Source organism: Pseudomonas sp. ADPe (assembly GCF_014843515.1).
Taxonomy (GTDB): Bacteria; Pseudomonadota; Gammaproteobacteria; order Pseudomonadales; family Pseudomonadaceae; genus Pseudomonas; species Pseudomonas citronellolis.
In genome coordinates this window covers 465,163-481,231 of sequence record NZ_CP062122.1, presented here as the reverse complement: position 1 = coordinate 481,231, position 16,069 = coordinate 465,163, and the positions used below count along the sequence as shown (strand labels likewise).

At 60.8% G+C, this 16,069-nt stretch carries 6 protein-coding genes, 2 tRNA genes and 3 rRNA genes; 8 read left to right on the top strand and 3 right to left on the bottom strand.

The genetic code is table 11. The features are described 5' to 3' along the window. Positions 1-331: 331 nt before the first annotated feature. Together IG194_RS02095 and IG194_RS02090 are read left to right on the top strand one after the other, a co-directional pair. Positions 332-3,301: a DNA methyltransferase gene (locus tag IG194_RS02095; protein ID WP_058490268.1), complete on the top strand. Its 2,970-nt coding sequence runs from the start codon at positions 332-334 to the stop codon at positions 3,299-3,301. Continuing rightward, entirely contained in the window at positions 3,301-6,639 is a 3,339-nt protein-coding gene (locus IG194_RS02090) for a DEAD/DEAH box helicase family protein (RefSeq protein ID WP_058490267.1), read from the top strand. The genes IG194_RS02095 and IG194_RS02090 overlap by 1 nt, the downstream gene beginning before the upstream one ends. Before the next feature lie 24 nt (positions 6,640-6,663). Here IG194_RS02090 and IG194_RS02085 read toward each other — a convergent pair whose 3' ends face one another. Beyond that, complete coding sequence (locus tag IG194_RS02085; protein WP_024128624.1) at positions 6,664-6,966, bottom strand: hypothetical protein; 303 nt, start codon at positions 6,964-6,966, stop codon at positions 6,664-6,666. A 69-nt stretch (positions 6,967-7,035) separates the two neighbouring features. Between IG194_RS02085 and IG194_RS02080 the strand changes: the two genes are divergently transcribed. The 6 genes from IG194_RS02080 to rrf all read left to right on the top strand — a co-directional run bounded on the left by IG194_RS02080 (position 7,036) and on the right by rrf (position 13,521). Further along, complete coding sequence (locus IG194_RS02080; RefSeq protein ID WP_058490266.1) at positions 7,036-7,845, top strand: hypothetical protein; 810 nt, start codon at positions 7,036-7,038, stop codon at positions 7,843-7,845. Positions 7,846-8,377: 532 nt separating this feature from the next. Then, a 16S ribosomal RNA gene (locus tag IG194_RS02075) occupies positions 8,378-9,914 on the top strand. Between the two features lie 78 nt (positions 9,915-9,992). Next, a tRNA-Ile gene (locus tag IG194_RS02070) sits at positions 9,993-10,069 on the top strand. A gap of 14 nt (positions 10,070-10,083) precedes the next feature. Next, a tRNA-Ala gene (locus IG194_RS02065) sits at positions 10,084-10,159 on the top strand. 233 nt (positions 10,160-10,392) lie between these two features. Continuing rightward, a 23S ribosomal RNA gene (locus IG194_RS02060) occupies positions 10,393-13,271 on the top strand. A gap of 134 nt (positions 13,272-13,405) precedes the next feature. Further along, a 5S ribosomal RNA gene (gene rrf, locus IG194_RS02055) occupies positions 13,406-13,521 on the top strand. Together the 16S, 23S and 5S rRNA genes with 2 tRNA genes alongside form the textbook arrangement of a ribosomal RNA operon. A 750-nt stretch (positions 13,522-14,271) precedes the next feature. Here the strand turns inward: rrf and fabB are convergent. Both fabB and fabA read right to left on the bottom strand, forming a co-directional pair. Further along, positions 14,272-15,489, bottom strand: coding sequence for a beta-ketoacyl-ACP synthase I (gene fabB, locus IG194_RS02050; RefSeq protein WP_009618533.1), 1,218 nt, complete (start codon positions 15,487-15,489; stop codon positions 14,272-14,274). Between the two features lie 11 nt (positions 15,490-15,500). Continuing rightward, positions 15,501-16,016: a 3-hydroxyacyl-[acyl-carrier-protein] dehydratase FabA gene (gene fabA, locus IG194_RS02045; RefSeq protein WP_009618534.1), complete on the bottom strand. Its 516-nt coding sequence runs from the start codon at positions 16,014-16,016 to the stop codon at positions 15,501-15,503. Positions 16,017-16,069: the final 53 nt, after the last annotated feature.

The following is a 16,069-nucleotide window of genomic DNA, read 5'->3' as shown; positions in this document are numbered from 1 at the left end:
CCCCTTGGCGCAGCCCGGCCCCCGCCGGTCGCGAACGGTTCGCTTCTCTTGTAAGATCAACGGTTTGGATTGGCAGGGCGCGGCCCAGGTTGCCAATCGCAAGTCAGTTGAGATTCACTGCCTGGCGGATCGCAGAGGGAGCTGAATCCTGATTCCGCCTGCCACCCCGGTCGTTTGCCGCCGAAGTGCCCTGCCGCTGCGGCGCGGGCCGGCGGTGCGCGCATCCCGAGCATAGTCCGAGCCCGTCGTGGCGAACCCGGCTGCGGGCGCGGCGTGCGTTTTCCCGGCGGCGAACCCGGACAGATACAGCGGTATTGAAAAAGGCCAAGTCATGAGCGACATCCGTAATCCCAAGCACCAGGCCCTGGTCGCCAAGCTGCGCGAGATCTTCCAGATCGACCGCCCGGAGCTGGACTTCGGCGTCTACCGCATCCTCAATGCCCGCGCCGGCGAGATCAACGACTACCTGGAGCGGCGCCTGCCGCGCAAGATCCAGGAGCACCTGGCGGGGAGCGATGGCGCCGAGCACGAGAACGCCGTCTTCAGCCACCTGCTGACCTTCTTCAGCCGTTACTACAACAACGGCGATTTCGTCAGCCAGCGCCGCTACAAGGGGGACACCTACGCCATCCCCTACGCCGGCGAGGAAGTCATGCTGCACTGGGCCAACAAGGACCAGTACTACACCAAGAGCGGCGAGAACTTCGCCAACTACAGCTTCCGCCTGGAAGACGGCCGCGCCGTGCACTTCCGCCTGGTGGCCGCCGACACCGCCAAGGACAACCGCAAGGACAACGACAAGGAACGCCGCTTCGCGCTGATCGAGCCGATGACGCTGAGCCGCACCGACGAGCACGGTCACGAATACGAAGAAGCGCTGCTGCCCATCGAGGAGGGCGACGGCGCCGACGGCCAGCCGCTGCTGACGCTGCGCTTCGAATACCGGCCGGTGGCCAAGGGCACCAGGCAGGAGACGCTGATCGGCAAGGCCGTCGAGACCGTGCTGGGTGACGCGGCGGTCAAGGCGCGCTGGGCCGAGCTGGCCAGGCGCGAGCCGACCGAGAAGAACCCGCAGCGCACGCTGCTGGAGAAGAATCTCAGCGACTACGCCAGCAAGAACACCGCCGACTACTTCATCCACAAGGACCTCGGGCGTTTCCTGCGCGGCGAGCTGGACTTCTACATCAAGAACGAAGTCCTGCACCTGGACGACCTGCAGAACGCCACGGCCATCGCCGACATCGACAAGAGCCTGCGCATGACGCAGTGCCTGCGGGCCATCGCCCGGGAACTGATCGACTTCCTGGCGCAACTGGAGGAGTTCCAGAAGAAGCTCTGGCTGAAGAAGAAGTTCGTGGTCTCCAGCCATTACTGCATCACCCTGGACCGGGTGCCGGAAGCGCTGTACCCGGCCATCGTCGGCAACCCCCGGCAATGGGAGCAGTGGCGCCAGCTGGGGCTCTGGACGGGCACGGCGAACGGCACCGAGCAGGACCTGCGCAATGCGCCCTTCCGGATGCTCGACACCAGCCTCTACGACGCCGCCTTCAAGGCGCGGCTGCTGGCTTCCATCGCCGACTTGGACGGCAGCGTCAACGGCACCTTCGTCCACAGCGACAACTTCCAGGCCCTGAGCTTCCTGCAGGAGCGCTACCGCGAGCAGGTCAAGTACATCTATATAGACCCGCCCTACAACACCAACTCCACGCCCATCCTCTACAAGAACGAGTACAAGCACTCGTCCTGGATGAGCCTGATGCAGGACCGCCTGCTCAAGGGCATGAGCCTGCTGCGCTTCGACGGCGTGAAGACGGTGGCGATCGACGACTCCGAGATGGTCAACCTGTCCAAGGTGATGGAGCAGGTGGCGCCGGAGCACACGCTGTCGCGGGTCACCGTGGTGCACAACCCCAAGGGCTCGATCACCCGCAACTTCAACCGTACCCACGAGTACGCCCTGTTCCTCACCCGCGACGGGCTGTCGAGCATCGCCAGGACCCTGGAAGAGAACGGCACCCCGCGCAAGATGCGGCGCTGGGGCGAGAATTCCCGGCGCATCGACCGGCGGCCGTCGTTCTACCCGATCTACGTGCTGGACGGCCGCGTGGTCGACGTCGGCACGGTGCCGGACGACGATTTCCACCCGGCCGCCAGGAACGTCCTGCTGGCCGATGGGCGCATCGAGGTGTGGCCGATCGACCAGGACGGCGTCGAGCGGCGCTGGAACTTCGGCCTCGACTCCATCCGCCAGAACCTGGAGCGCGTCGCGGCGCTCAAGGTCGGCGACGACTGGGACCTGTTCGTCACCCACGAGCAGACCGTGCCCAAGACCGTCTGGAGCGGCGGCGAGTTCGACGCCGGCAAGTACGGCAACAGCCTGCTCATCGACATGCTCGGCGAGAAACGCTTCGACTTCCCGAAGTCGATCCACTTGGTGAAGAAGTGCATCTCCCTGGCGGTCCAGGCCGACGAGCAGGCCCTGGTGCTCGACTACTTCGGCGGCAGCGGCACCACCGCCCATGCGGTGATCGAGCTGCGGCGCGAGGCCCAGGCCGCGGGTCTGGAGCCCAAGCTCGGCTTCATCCTGGTGGAGCAGGGCGAGTACTTCGAAACCGTGACCAAGCCGCGGGCGATCAAGGCCATCTACTCCGCGCAATGGAAGGATGGCGAGCCCACGGCGCCGCAGACCGGCCTGTCCGGCTGCTTCAAGGTGCTCAAGCTGGAGAGCTACGAGGACGCCCTGAACAACATCCAGCTGGCCCGGCCGCCGGCGGTGGGCGACCTGTTCGGCTTCCTCCCGGACCACGCGCGGGACGACTACCTGCTGCGCTACATGCTGAACGTGGAGAGCCGCGCCTCGTTGCTGTCGATCGGCGATTTCCGCAAGCCGTTCGACTACGCCATGGACATCGCGGTGGACTCCGCCGGCGCCTTCGAGCGGCGCCCGGTGGACCTGGTCGAGACCTTCAACTACCTCCTCGGCCTGCGCGTCGGCCAGGTGGATGCGCAGCTGGAGCGCGGCTTCGTCAAGGTCACCGGCACGCTGCCGGGCGGGGAAAGCTGCCTGGTGCTCTGGCGTGACTGCGAGGTCCTCGACTACGAGGGCATCAGCCGGCTCTGCGAGGAGCTGGCGATCGACCCGGCGAACAGCCGCTTCGACGTCATCTACCTCAACGGCGACCACAACATTCCCTCGGTGCTCACCCAGACCGCGGCGCAGGGCGGCGCCACCCGCGAGCTCAAGCTGCGCCAGATCGAGCCGGAATTCCTCGAACGCATGTTCGCCGTGGAGGCGCTCTGATGGCGCGAGCACCACGGGGCGCGGCCGGCAAGCGCAGCTTCCACCAGGAACTGGTGCTCAACCGCTGGATGCTGGGCTTCTTCAAGGGCGGCAGCCTGGGGGCGCTGAAGCTGCGCCTGGGCGACGACCGCCACGAAGGCATCGACGACGATGGCCAGACGCTGTTCTTCCACGAGCTCGCTGGCAACCTCTTCGAGCCGCAGCGCATCGGCGAGGCGGAGCTGCGCCGCTACGACCTGAACATCGTCGCGCACTGGCAGCGCATCACCGCCCAGCGCAACAAGCGCGAAGGCCACGAACTGCAGATGAAGTACTTCCAGTACCTGTCGCTGCTGTTCAGCGAGATCTACCTGGACTGGTACTTCAACCGCCGCGAAGCGCTGCTCGATGGCCTGAACGAAACCCTGGCGGCCTACCGCGGGGAGGCCGGCGCCGACCCGTTCCGCGACTTCGACGCCGACGACCTGAACAAGATCGCCTTCTGGAACGCCACCGGCAGCGGCAAGACGCTGCTGCTGCACGTCAACATCCTGCAGTACCTGCACTACTTCCAGGCCGGCAATGGCGAGCGCTACCCGAGCAAGGTCATCCTGCTGACACCTAACGAGGGCCTGTCGCGCCAGCACCTGGAAGAGCTGCACCTGTCCGGCTTCGGCTTCGCCCAGTTCTTCAACAAGAGCCAGACGCCGCCGCGCGGCACCATCGAGATCATCGACATCAACAAGCTCGGCGACGAGATGGGCGACAAGACCGTGGCGGTGGAAGCCTTCGAAGGCAACAACCTGGTGCTGGTGGACGAAGGCCACCGCGGCACCGGGACGGCCGCGGGGGCCTGGATGAGCCGGCGCGACGCCTTGGTGCGCGGTGGTTTCGCCTTCGAGTATTCGGCCACCTTCGGCCAGGCGGTGGCCAAGGGGCTGACCGTCAACGCGGCTGAGGAAGAGCTGAAGAAGAAGCGCGCGAAGATGCTGTTCCAGACCGCCAGCCTGAAGAAGCTGGACGAGGACCAGTTGGCGCAGTTGGCGCTGACCGCGGAAGAGCTGCGCCAGGCGCGCATCACCGCGACCCGCGAGGTCTACGCCAAGTGCATCCTCTTCGACTACTCGTACAAGTTCTTCTACGAGGATGGCTACGGCAAGGACTCGCTGATCCTCAACATGAACGGCGAGGCCTACGCCGAGGGCGACAACGCCTACAAGTATTTTGCCGCCTGCCTGCTGGCCTTCTATCAGCAGACCTGGCTGTGGAGCCGTCATCGCGAGCAGCTGCAGGACTTCAACATCGAGAAACCGCTCTGGGTGTTCGTCGGCAACAAGGTGGCGGACGAAGACTCCGACATTCTCGAGGTGGTGACCTTCCTCGCCGAGTTCCTCAACCGCGAGGCGCAGATCAAGGCCTGGCTGGCGGACCTGGTGAACGACAAGGCACAGCTGCTGGACGCCAAGGGCAACAACATCTTCCAGGGGCGCTTCGCGCCGCTGCTGGGCTATGGCGACAGGATCGACGAGCTGTACGCCGATATCCTCCAGCGGGTGTTCAACGCCCCGGCCCGCCAGCGCCTGAAGCTGGTCAACATCCGCAGCAGCAAGGGCGAGCTGGCCCTGCGGGTGGGCGATGGCGAGCCCTTCGCGCTGATCAACATCGGCGACGACTCCGCCTTCTTCCGCCAGGCCGAGGCCTGCGCGGCCTTCGACAGCGAGGCGGACGATTTCAGCGGCGCGCTCTTCGGCACCCTGAACCACAAGGACAGCCGGCTGAACGTGCTGATCGGCTCGCGCAAGTTCACCGAGGGCTGGAGCAGCTGGCGGGTTTCCACCATGGGCCTGCTCAACATGGGGCAGGGCGAGGGTTCGCAGATCATCCAGCTGTTCGGTCGCGGCGTGCGGCTGAAGGGCGAGGGCTTCTCGCTCAAGCGCACCAGTCCCCAGGAACGCCCCAAGGGCCTGCACCTGGACAAGCTGGAAACCCTGAACATCTTCGGCGTGCGCGCCAACTACATCGCGGCCTTCAAGGACTACCTGAAGGAAGAGGGGATCACCCCCAGCGACGAGCTGATCGAGCTGGAGCTCCCCACCCGGGCGAACCTGCCGCAAGGCAAGCTGAGGACCCTGGCGCTCAAGGACGGCTACAAGGACAACCAGCAGAAGGGCTTCAAGCGCACCCACTTCCCCTGGCTGTACGAAGTGCCCGCGGCGTTCGCCGGCAAGGTCAAGCTGCCCCATGTGACGCTGGACCTGTATCCGCGCATCGAGGCGCTGAGCACCACGAAGGCGGCGGGCTCCGTGGCGCAGGCGCGCAACCGCGCCAAGCTCAACCCGGCGCTGTTCGGTCTGTTCGACTGGGACCGCATCTATGTCGAACTGCAGGACTGCAAGCTGCAGCGGGGCTGGAGCAACCTGCGCCTGGACCGGCAGAAGCTGATGGACTTCTGCCAGGGCCCGGCCGACTGGTACACGCTGCTGATCCCGGCCAGCGAGCTGGCGATCACCGGCTATGCCGACGTCCGCAAGCAGGAAGACATACTGGTCCGCCTGCTGGTCGACTACACCGAGCGCTTCTACAAGGCCCTGAAGAGCGGCTACGAAGGCCAGTTCTACGACGTGGTCCAGCTGGACGAGGGGCACGGCTCGATGCTCAAGGGCTACCGCTTCGAGATCGAGGGCAGCGAGCAGGGCCTGGAGTATTTCCGCAAGCTGGAGGCGTTGAAGGCGCAGGTGGCGGAAGGGCGGATCGACCAGGCCGGCCAATGGAGCGCGCCGCACATGGTGGCCATCAGCTTCGATCGTCACCTGTACTACCCGCTGCTGTCGCTGGACGACAAGGACGCCGTTCCCTTCAAGCTGCGCCCGCTGGCGTTCGACGCGCCCAGCGAGTGGGATTTCGTCAGGGACCTGGAGGCTTTCCACGGCTCACCCGCGGGCAGGAAGGCCATCGGCTCGCGCAGCCTTTACCTGCTGCGCAACGCCGCCACACAGGACAAGGGCCTGGGTTTCGCCACCGCGGGCAACTTCTATCCCGATTTCCTGCTCTGGCTGGTGGACGAGGCGACGGGGCAGCAGTGGCTGACCTTCGTGGACCCCAAGGGCCTGCGCAACCTGGACCTGGGGCACCCGAAGCTGGGCCTGTACAAGGAGGTCAAGACGATCCAGGCCACGTTGGCCAAGCCGGGCGAGCAGGCGCTCGTGCTCAACGCCTTCGTGCTGTCGCCGACGCCCTATGCGGAGTTGCTGAACGTCGCGGAGCATTGCCCGAAAGCGGAGCTGGAGGACCGCCACATCCTCTTCATGGAGGATGGTGCCGGCAGCTATCTGGAGAAGATGTTCGCGAGGATAGGGTAGGGCGCTGCTGGCTGTAGCCGGGGGCTACAGCCAGTGGGCGGGAACTTCGATCTCGTAGTTCTTGGCCACGATGGCCAGGGTCCGGGCGATTTCCGCATGGCGCGCCTGCTGCGCGCCATCCCAGCCTTCCCGGTTGGCCAGCAGGCTCTTGAGTTCCTCCAGGTTGTACATGCCCAGGCGGAGGAAGTTGCCCCAGGTCGGCGCGCCGAAGAGATTGTAGATGGTGGTGGTGTCGTCGCGCTCGCTGGCCAGGCGCTTGGGGCCGGTCAGCTTCTCGGCGGCGGCTTCCGCCTCGTCGCGGTCTTCGTAGGTATTGAGCAGCTTGATCATGAAGAACGTGCGATCTCTTCGTGTAGCATGACTGAAGGGCGTCGATTGTAGGGAGTAGCTGTGCGCATGTCGAATCCATGGAAGGCCTGCAACCTGTACCAGAACCTGCTGGAGTCGTTGCCGCCGGGGCTGGTCGCCCGCGTTCCGGCGGGGCACTCCAGGCTGCTCGCCTGGCAGCAGGAGTCACGCCACTACTACCAGACGATGTATCTCGATGAGGCGCAGGGCGCGCCGGCGCTGAAAAGACCTGGCGATGCGGTTTGCCGGGAATGCGAGAAGTTTCACCTCTCCACGCTCAAGCAGATAGACAAGAACCCGGACATCGACCTGGGCAATGAGCTGGAGGCGGTGTTCGAGGCCTACTTCCAGCAAGTCCTGGATACCCTCGTTCCGGGGCTCGTGATCGAACGGGCCGACCGGCAGGAATTGCACATGCCGGATTTCCAGGTGCGGCATGTGCAGACCGGCGAAGTTCTGCTGCTGATGGAGTTCAAGGTCATCTTCCGGCCGTTCCTGCGGATCTCGAAGAAGGTCAACCCGGCCTACGAGTGTTATTCCCACTCGATGACGCTGGACGTCGCCGGCAAGTTGAACGCCCAGCGCGAGCTCGTGGTCAACGGCCCGGGAGCGCACAAGTGCGCCTACGTCTACTGGTACGACCTGCCCTGCGTGAAGGGCGTGTTCTGGATGTCGGCGCAAGACGTGTACCGGCACCAGGACGAGCAGGTTGCCTATAAGAGGAAGGTGGTCAGCGGCGACATGGGCTCGGCAGGGCAGGTGAGGGGCGCGGTCAGGAAGCTGTACCTGCCGCTCTATCAGATGAACGACTTCGACTCGCTGGTCTCGCTGCTGCAGGAAAGCGTGCCGCTGAAATAAAAGTTTCAAAAAGTCGTTGACGGGGGTTTTTAACTCCCTATAATGCGCACCACTCCCAGCGACGAAGCACTGAAAGAGCTTGAAAATCAAGCGCTTAAGCAGATTAGAAGTTGGGGTGGTGGTCAGGCAGGTGATTCACTCGCCGCCTTTGGGTTCGACAACTGCTCCGGCAGCGAGCTGAAAAGGAAGGTCGCCGAGGTGCTTGACAGCGAGTTTGAACGCTGTAGAATGCGCCTCCCGCTGACGAGAAGCTCCGGCCGATCAACAGCGCAAGCGGTTGAGTAGGAACGAAAAATTCTGAAAATAACGCTTGACGAAATAAGAGGTTGGCGTAGAATGCGCGGCCTCGGTTGAGACGAAAGCCTTAACCAACTGCTCTTTAACAAGTTGAATCAAGCAATTCGTGTGGGTGCTTGTGAGTTAAGACTGGTGATCGCAAGATTATCAGCATCACAAGTAACACTCGTGAATTCGAGAGTTTTTTGCGATTGCTGAGCCAAGTTTAGGGTTTTCTCAAAACCCGATCAGTATTGAACTGAAGAGTTTGATCATGGCTCAGATTGAACGCTGGCGGCAGGCCTAACACATGCAAGTCGAGCGGATGAAGGGAGCTTGCTCCCGGATTCAGCGGCGGACGGGTGAGTAATGCCTAGGAATCTGCCTGGTAGTGGGGGACAACGTTCCGAAAGGAGCGCTAATACCGCATACGTCCTACGGGAGAAAGTGGGGGATCTTCGGACCTCACGCTATCAGATGAGCCTAGGTCGGATTAGCTAGTAGGTGGGGTAATGGCTCACCTAGGCGACGATCCGTAACTGGTCTGAGAGGATGATCAGTCACACTGGAACTGAGACACGGTCCAGACTCCTACGGGAGGCAGCAGTGGGGAATATTGGACAATGGGCGAAAGCCTGATCCAGCCATGCCGCGTGTGTGAAGAAGGTCTTCGGATTGTAAAGCACTTTAAGTTGGGAGGAAGGGCAGTAAGTTAATACCTTGCTGTTTTGACGTTACCAACAGAATAAGCACCGGCTAACTTCGTGCCAGCAGCCGCGGTAATACGAAGGGTGCAAGCGTTAATCGGAATTACTGGGCGTAAAGCGCGCGTAGGTGGTTTGGTAAGATGGATGTGAAATCCCCGGGCTCAACCTGGGAACTGCATCCATAACTGCCTGACTAGAGTACGGTAGAGGGTGGTGGAATTTCCTGTGTAGCGGTGAAATGCGTAGATATAGGAAGGAACACCAGTGGCGAAGGCGACCACCTGGACTGATACTGACACTGAGGTGCGAAAGCGTGGGGAGCAAACAGGATTAGATACCCTGGTAGTCCACGCCGTAAACGATGTCGACTAGCCGTTGGGATCCTTGAGATCTTAGTGGCGCAGCTAACGCGATAAGTCGACCGCCTGGGGAGTACGGCCGCAAGGTTAAAACTCAAATGAATTGACGGGGGCCCGCACAAGCGGTGGAGCATGTGGTTTAATTCGAAGCAACGCGAAGAACCTTACCTGGCCTTGACATGTCCGGAACCTTGCAGAGATGCGAGGGTGCCTTCGGGAATCGGAACACAGGTGCTGCATGGCTGTCGTCAGCTCGTGTCGTGAGATGTTGGGTTAAGTCCCGTAACGAGCGCAACCCTTGTCCTTAGTTACCAGCACGTTAAGGTGGGCACTCTAAGGAGACTGCCGGTGACAAACCGGAGGAAGGTGGGGATGACGTCAAGTCATCATGGCCCTTACGGCCAGGGCTACACACGTGCTACAATGGTCGGTACAGAGGGTTGCCAAGCCGCGAGGTGGAGCTAATCCCAGAAAACCGATCGTAGTCCGGATCGCAGTCTGCAACTCGACTGCGTGAAGTCGGAATCGCTAGTAATCGTGAATCAGAATGTCACGGTGAATACGTTCCCGGGCCTTGTACACACCGCCCGTCACACCATGGGAGTGGGTTGCTCCAGAAGTAGCTAGTCTAACCGCAAGGGGGACGGTTACCACGGAGTGATTCATGACTGGGGTGAAGTCGTAACAAGGTAGCCGTAGGGGAACCTGCGGCTGGATCACCTCCTTAATCGAAGATCCCGGCTTTCTCATAAGCTCCCACACGAATTGCTTGATTCACTGGTTAGACGATTAGGCAACCCTTTATGGGTCTGTAGCTCAGTCGGTTAGAGCGCACCCCTGATAAGGGTGAGGTCGGCAGTTCGAATCTGCCCAGACCCACCAAATCGTAGTGATTTGGGGCCATAGCTCAGCTGGGAGAGCGCCTGCTTTGCACGCAGGAGGTCAGGAGTTCGATCCTCCTTGGCTCCACCATCTCCAAATCGTCGTAAAGCTCAGACAGGAATGTTCGAAGAAACGAACCTTGCTGTCTGGTCTTTGTACCGGAACCGTTCTTTAAAATTTGGGTATGTGATAGAAGTAGACTGAATGATCTCTTTCACTGGGGATTGTTCAAGTCAAGGTAAAATTTGCGAGTTCAAGCGCGAATTTTCGGCGAATGTCGTCTTCACGTTCGAGACGTATGACCAGATTGCTTGGGGTTATATGGTCAAGTGAAGAAGCGCATACGGTGGATGCCTTGGCAGTCAGAGGCGATGAAAGACGTGGTAGCCTGCGATAAGCTTCGGGGAGTCGGCAAACAGACTTTGATCCGGAGATCTCTGAATGGGGAAACCCAGCCAGCATAAGCTGGTTATCACACACTGAATCCATAGGTGTGTGAGGCGAACCAGGGGAACTGAAACATCTAAGTACCCTGAGGAACAGAAATCAACCGAGATTCCCTTAGTAGTGGCGAGCGAACGGGGACTAGCCCTTAAGCTTCTTAGAATCTAACAGAACGCTCTGGAAAGTGCGGCCATAGTGGGTGATAGCCCCGTATGTGAAAGGTTCCAGGAAGTGAAATCGAGTAGGACGGCGCACGTGAAACGTTGTCTGAACATGGGGGGACCATCCTCCAAGGCTAAATACTACTGACTGACCGATAGTGAACCAGTACCGTGAGGGAAAGGCGAAAAGAACCCCGGAGAGGGTGAAATAGAACCTGAAACCGTATGCGTACAAGCAGTGGGAGCCCACTTGTTGGGTGACTGCGTACCTTTGTATAATGGGTCAGCGACTTATATTCAGTGGCGAGCTTAACCGAATAGGGAGGCGTAGCGAAAGCGAGTCTTAATAGGGCGTTTAGTCGCTGGGTATAGACCCGAAACCGGGCGATCTATCCATGAGCAGGTTGAAGGTTAGGTAACACTGACTGGAGGACCGAACCCACTCCCGTTGAAAAGGTAGGGGATGACTTGTGGATCGGAGTGAAAGGCTAATCAAGCTCGGAGATAGCTGGTTCTCCTCGAAAGCTATTTAGGTAGCGCCTCACGTATCACTCAGGGGTAGAGCACTGTTTCGGCTAGGGGGTCATCCCGACTTACCAAACCGATGCAAACTCCGAATACCTGGAAGTGTCAGCGTGGGAGACACACGGCGGGTGCTAACGTCCGTCGTGAAAAGGGAAACAACCCAGACCGTCAGCTAAGGTCCCAAAGTTGTGGTTAAGTGGTAAACGATGTGGGAAGGCTTAGACAGCTAGGAGGTTGGCTTAGAAGCAGCCACCCTTTAAAGCGTAATAGCTCACTAGTCGAGTCGGCCTGCGCGGAAGATGTAACGGGGCTCAAACCACACACCGAAGCTACGGGTGCATCGCAAGATGCGCGGTAGAGGAGCGTTCTGTAAGCCTGTGAAGGTGAGTTGAGAAGCTTGCTGGAGGTATCAGAAGTGCGAATGCTGACATGAGTAACGACAATGGGAGTGAAAAACTCCCACGCCGAAAGACCAAGGGTTCCTGCGCAACGTTAATCGACGCAGGGTTAGTCGGCCCCTAAGGCGAGGCAGAAATGCGTAGTCGATGGGAAACAGGTTAATATTCCTGTACTTCTAGTTACTGCGATGGAGGGACGGAGAAGGCTAGGCCAGCTTGGCGTTGGTTGTCCAAGTTTAAGGTTGTAGGCTGAGCACTTAGGCAAATCCGGGTGTTCAAGGCCGAGAGCTGATGACGAGCTTTCTTTTAGAGAGCGAAGTGGTTGATGCCATGCTTCCAGGAAAAGCTTCTAAGCTTCAGGTAACTAGGAACCGTACCCGAAACCGACACAGGTGGTCGGGTAGAGAATACCAAGGCGCTTGAGAGAACTCGGGTGAAGGAACTAGGCAAAATGGCACCGTAACTTCGGGAGAAGGTGCGCCGGTGAGGGTGAAGTATTTACTGCGTAAGCCCACGCCGGTCGAAGATACCAGGCCGCTGCGACTGTTTATTAAAAACACAGCACTCTGCAAACACGAAAGTGGACGTATAGGGTGTGACGCCTGCCCGGTGCCGGAAGGTTAATTGATGGGGTTAGCGAAAGCGAAGCTCTTGATCGAAGCCCCGGTAAACGGCGGCCGTAACTATAACGGTCCTAAGGTAGCGAAATTCCTTGTCGGGTAAGTTCCGACCTGCACGAATGGCGTAACGATGGCGGCGCTGTCTCCACCCGAGACTCAGTGAAATTGAAATCGCTGTGAAGATGCAGTGTATCCGCGGCTAGACGGAAAGACCCCGTGAACCTTTACTGTAGCTTTGCACTGGACTTTGAGCCTGCTTGTGTAGGATAGGTGGGAGGCTTTGAAGCGTGGACGCCAGTTCGCGTGGAGCCAACCTTGAAATACCACCCTGGCATGCTTGAGGTTCTAACTCTGATCCGTTATCCGGATCGAGGACAGTGTATGGTGGGCAGTTTGACTGGGGCGGTCTCCTCCTAAAGAGTAACGGAGGAGTACGAAGGTGCGCTCAGACCGGTCGGAAATCGGTCGCAGAGTATAAAGGCAAAAGCGCGCTTGACTGCGAGACAGACACGTCGAGCAGGTACGAAAGTAGGTCTTAGTGATCCGGTGGTTCTGTATGGAAGGGCCATCGCTCAACGGATAAAAGGTACTCCGGGGATAACAGGCTGATACCGCCCAAGAGTTCATATCGACGGCGGTGTTTGGCACCTCGATGTCGGCTCATCACATCCTGGGGCTGAAGCCGGTCCCAAGGGTATGGCTGTTCGCCATTTAAAGTGGTACGCGAGCTGGGTTTAGAACGTCGTGAGACAGTTCGGTCCCTATCTGCCGTGGACGTTTGAGATTTGAGAGGGGCTGCTCCTAGTACGAGAGGACCGGAGTGGACGAACCTCTGGTGTTCCGGTTGTCACGCCAGTGGCACTGCCGGGTAGCTATGTTCGGAATAGATAACCGCTGAAAGCATCTAAGCGGGAAACTAGCCTCAAGATGAGATCTCACTGGGAACTTGATTCCCCTGAAGGGCCGTCGAAGACTACGACGTTGATAGGTCGGGTGTGTAAGCGCTGTGAGGCGTTGAGCTAACCGATACTAATTGCCCGTGAGGCTTGACCATATAACACCCAAACAATTTGTGTGTTAGACGGTGAAGTCGACGAACCGAAAGTTCGTGTGAACCGCAAAGAAGACCTGTCACATACCCGAATCAGGGTGAGCGTGTGCGCAAGCCACGAGCATCCGAAAGAATTGCTTGACGACCATAGAGCGTTGGAACCACCTGATCCCATCCCGAACTCAGCAGTGAAACGACGCATCGCCGATGGTAGTGTGGGGTTTCCCCATGTGAGAGTAGGTCATCGTCAAGCACCTATCCCAAAACCCCTGATCAGCCTGGCTGGTCGGGGGTTTTGCTTTTGGGGCGCGGAAAAGCCGGCGCATCTCCCTGTAGGAGCGGACCTTGTCCGCGATCACCGGAGGTCCCGGCGCACTTCGCGGATAAGATCCGCGCCTACGCCGCCCCACCCGCGCTATGTCCGCGAGGCCATGGCGATGGGTATCGCTTCGCTCAACGCCATCCTACAAGAGCGCCTGGCGTAGGGCGCATAACGCCCCCGGCGGCTCCGTGGGTGGTCTGGGCGCTCGGTGTATCGGCGGATAACCGCGAACGGTTATTCGCCCTACGGCTTGCCCTGGGCCGGTCATGGCGATGGGTATCGCTTCGCTCAACGCCATCCTACGAGGGTATGTCCTGCACCCGTAGGAGCGGACCTTGTCCGCGATTGCCGGCGGTTCCGGCGCGTTTCGCGGATGAGATCCGCTCCTACGCCGCCCCACCTGCACCATTCCCCCTGTAGGAGCGCGCCCTGCGCGCGAATCGCGGGCAGGGCCCGTGAAGGCCACGGCGCTGATGGGTATCGCTTCGCTCAACGCCATCCTACGGGGCTGCATCCCGTAGGAGCGGATTCATCCGCGATCCGGCCAGCAGGCCGTCAGCTCCCGCGCCAGGGCCATCGGCGGATGGCTATGTGACCTGCGTGAGCGGGCCTCTGGCGGCCAAGAAACACAGGCAACAAAAAAGCGCCCCGAAGGGCGCCTTTTCCGTACCGAGCTAACGATCAGCCGTTGAAGCGGCGCAGCACCAGGGTGGCGTTGGTGCCGCCGAAGCCGAAGCTGTTGCTCATCACGGTGTCGAGCTTGGCGTTCTCGCGGGTCTCGCGCAGGATCGGCATGTCGGCGACTTCCGGGTCCAGTTCGTCGATGTTGGCGGAGCCGGCGATGAAGTTGCCCTGCATCATCAGCAGGCAGTAGATCGCCTCGTGCACGCCGGCGGCGCCCAGGGAGTGGCCGGACAGGCTCTTGGTGGAGCTGATGGCCGGGGCCTTGTCGCCGAAGACTTCGCGGATGCCGCGGATTTCCGCCACGTCGCCCACCGGGGTGGAGGTGCCGTGGGTGTTCAGGTAGTCGATCGGGGTATCGACGGTGGACAGCGCCTGCTGCATGCAGCGGATGGCGCCTTCGCCGCTCGGGGCGACCATGTCGTAGCCGTCGGAGGTGGCGCCGTAGCCGATGATCTCGGCGTAGATCTTGGCGCCGCGCTTGAGCGCGTGCTCCAGTTCCTCGACCACCACCATGCCGCCGCCGCCGGCGATGACGAAGCCGTCGCGCTTGGCGTCGTAGGCGCGGGAGGCCTTTTCCGGGGTGTCGTTGTACTGGGTGGAGAGGGCGCCCATGGCGTCGAACAGGCAGCTCTGGCTCCAGTGCTCTTCTTCACCGCCGCCGGCGAAGACCACGTCCTGCTTGCCCATCATGATCTGTTCCATGGCATTGCCGATGCAATGCGCGCTGGTGGCGCAGGCCGAGGAGATGGAGTAGTTCACGCCCTTGATCTGGAAGGGGGTGGCCAGGCAGGCGGAAACGGTGCTGCCCATGGTGCGGGTGACGCGGTATGGGCCGATGCGCTTGACGCCCTTTTCGCGCAGGGTGTCGATGGCTTCCATCTGGTTCAGGGTGGAAGCGCCGCCGGAGCCGGCGATCAGGCCGGTGCGCGGGTTGGAGATCTGCTCTTCGGTCAGGCCGGAGTCCTTGATCGCCTGTTCCATCGCCAGGTAGGCATAGGCCGCGGCGTCGCCCATGAAGCGGAACACCTTGCGGTCGATCAGCTCTTCGAGGTTGAGGTTCACCGAGCCGGAGACGTGGCTGCGCAGCCCCATGTCGACGTACGACTGGTTGTGGCGGATACCGGCACGGCCGGCGCGCAGGTTGGCGGAGACGGTGTCTTTGTCATTGCCCAGGCAGGATACGATGCCCAGGCCGGTGATCACGACGCGACGCATGCGGATTACCCTTAGAAGCTGTCAGTGGAGGTGAACAGGCCGACGCGGAGGCCTTCGGCGCTGTAGATTTCGCGGCCATCGACGCTGACGCTGCCATCGGCGATGGCCAGGACCAGCGAACGGTTGATGGTGCGCTTGATGTGGATGTTGTAGGTGACTTTCTTGGCGGTCGGCAGGACCTGGCCGAAGAATTTCACCTCGCCCGAACCCAGGGCGCGGCCGCGGCCGGGGTTGCCCTGCCAGCCGAGGTAGAAGCCGACCAGCTGCCACATGGCGTCCAGGCCCAGGCAGCCCGGCATCACCGGGTCGCCTTCGAAGTGGCAGGCGAAGAACCAGAGGTCGGGGTTGATGTCCAGCTCGGCGACCAGTTCGCCCTTGCCATACTTGCCGCCAACGTCGCTGATGTGGGTGATGCGGTCGATCATCAGCATGTTCGGGGCGGGCAGTTGCGCATTACCCGGGCCGAAGAGCTCGCCGCGGCTGCAGCGCAGCAGGTCTTCTCGGGTGAAGGCGTGTTGTTTGGTCATGCGAGCTCCTCAAAAATCCTGAACGGCAGGGCGAAATCGGTCGTCCTGCGGCT

What these genes read in the sequence shown, in the direction of transcription:
- IG194_RS02095 (WP_058490268.1), top strand. Translation starts at nt 332, where the DNA reads ATGAGCGACATCCGTAATCCCAAGCACCAGGCCCTGGTCGCCAAGCTG.
- IG194_RS02090 (WP_058490267.1), top strand. Translation starts at nt 3,301, where the DNA reads ATGGCGCGAGCACCACGGGGCGCGGCCGGCAAGCGCAGCTTCCACCAG.
- IG194_RS02080 (WP_058490266.1), top strand. Translation starts at nt 7,036, where the DNA reads ATGTCGAATCCATGGAAGGCCTGCAACCTGTACCAGAACCTGCTGGAG.
- fabB (WP_009618533.1), bottom strand. Translation starts at nt 15,489, where the DNA reads ATGCGTCGCGTCGTGATCACCGGCCTGGGCATCGTATCCTGCCTGGGC.
- fabA (WP_009618534.1), bottom strand. Translation starts at nt 16,016, where the DNA reads ATGACCAAACAACACGCCTTCACCCGAGAAGACCTGCTGCGCTGCAGC.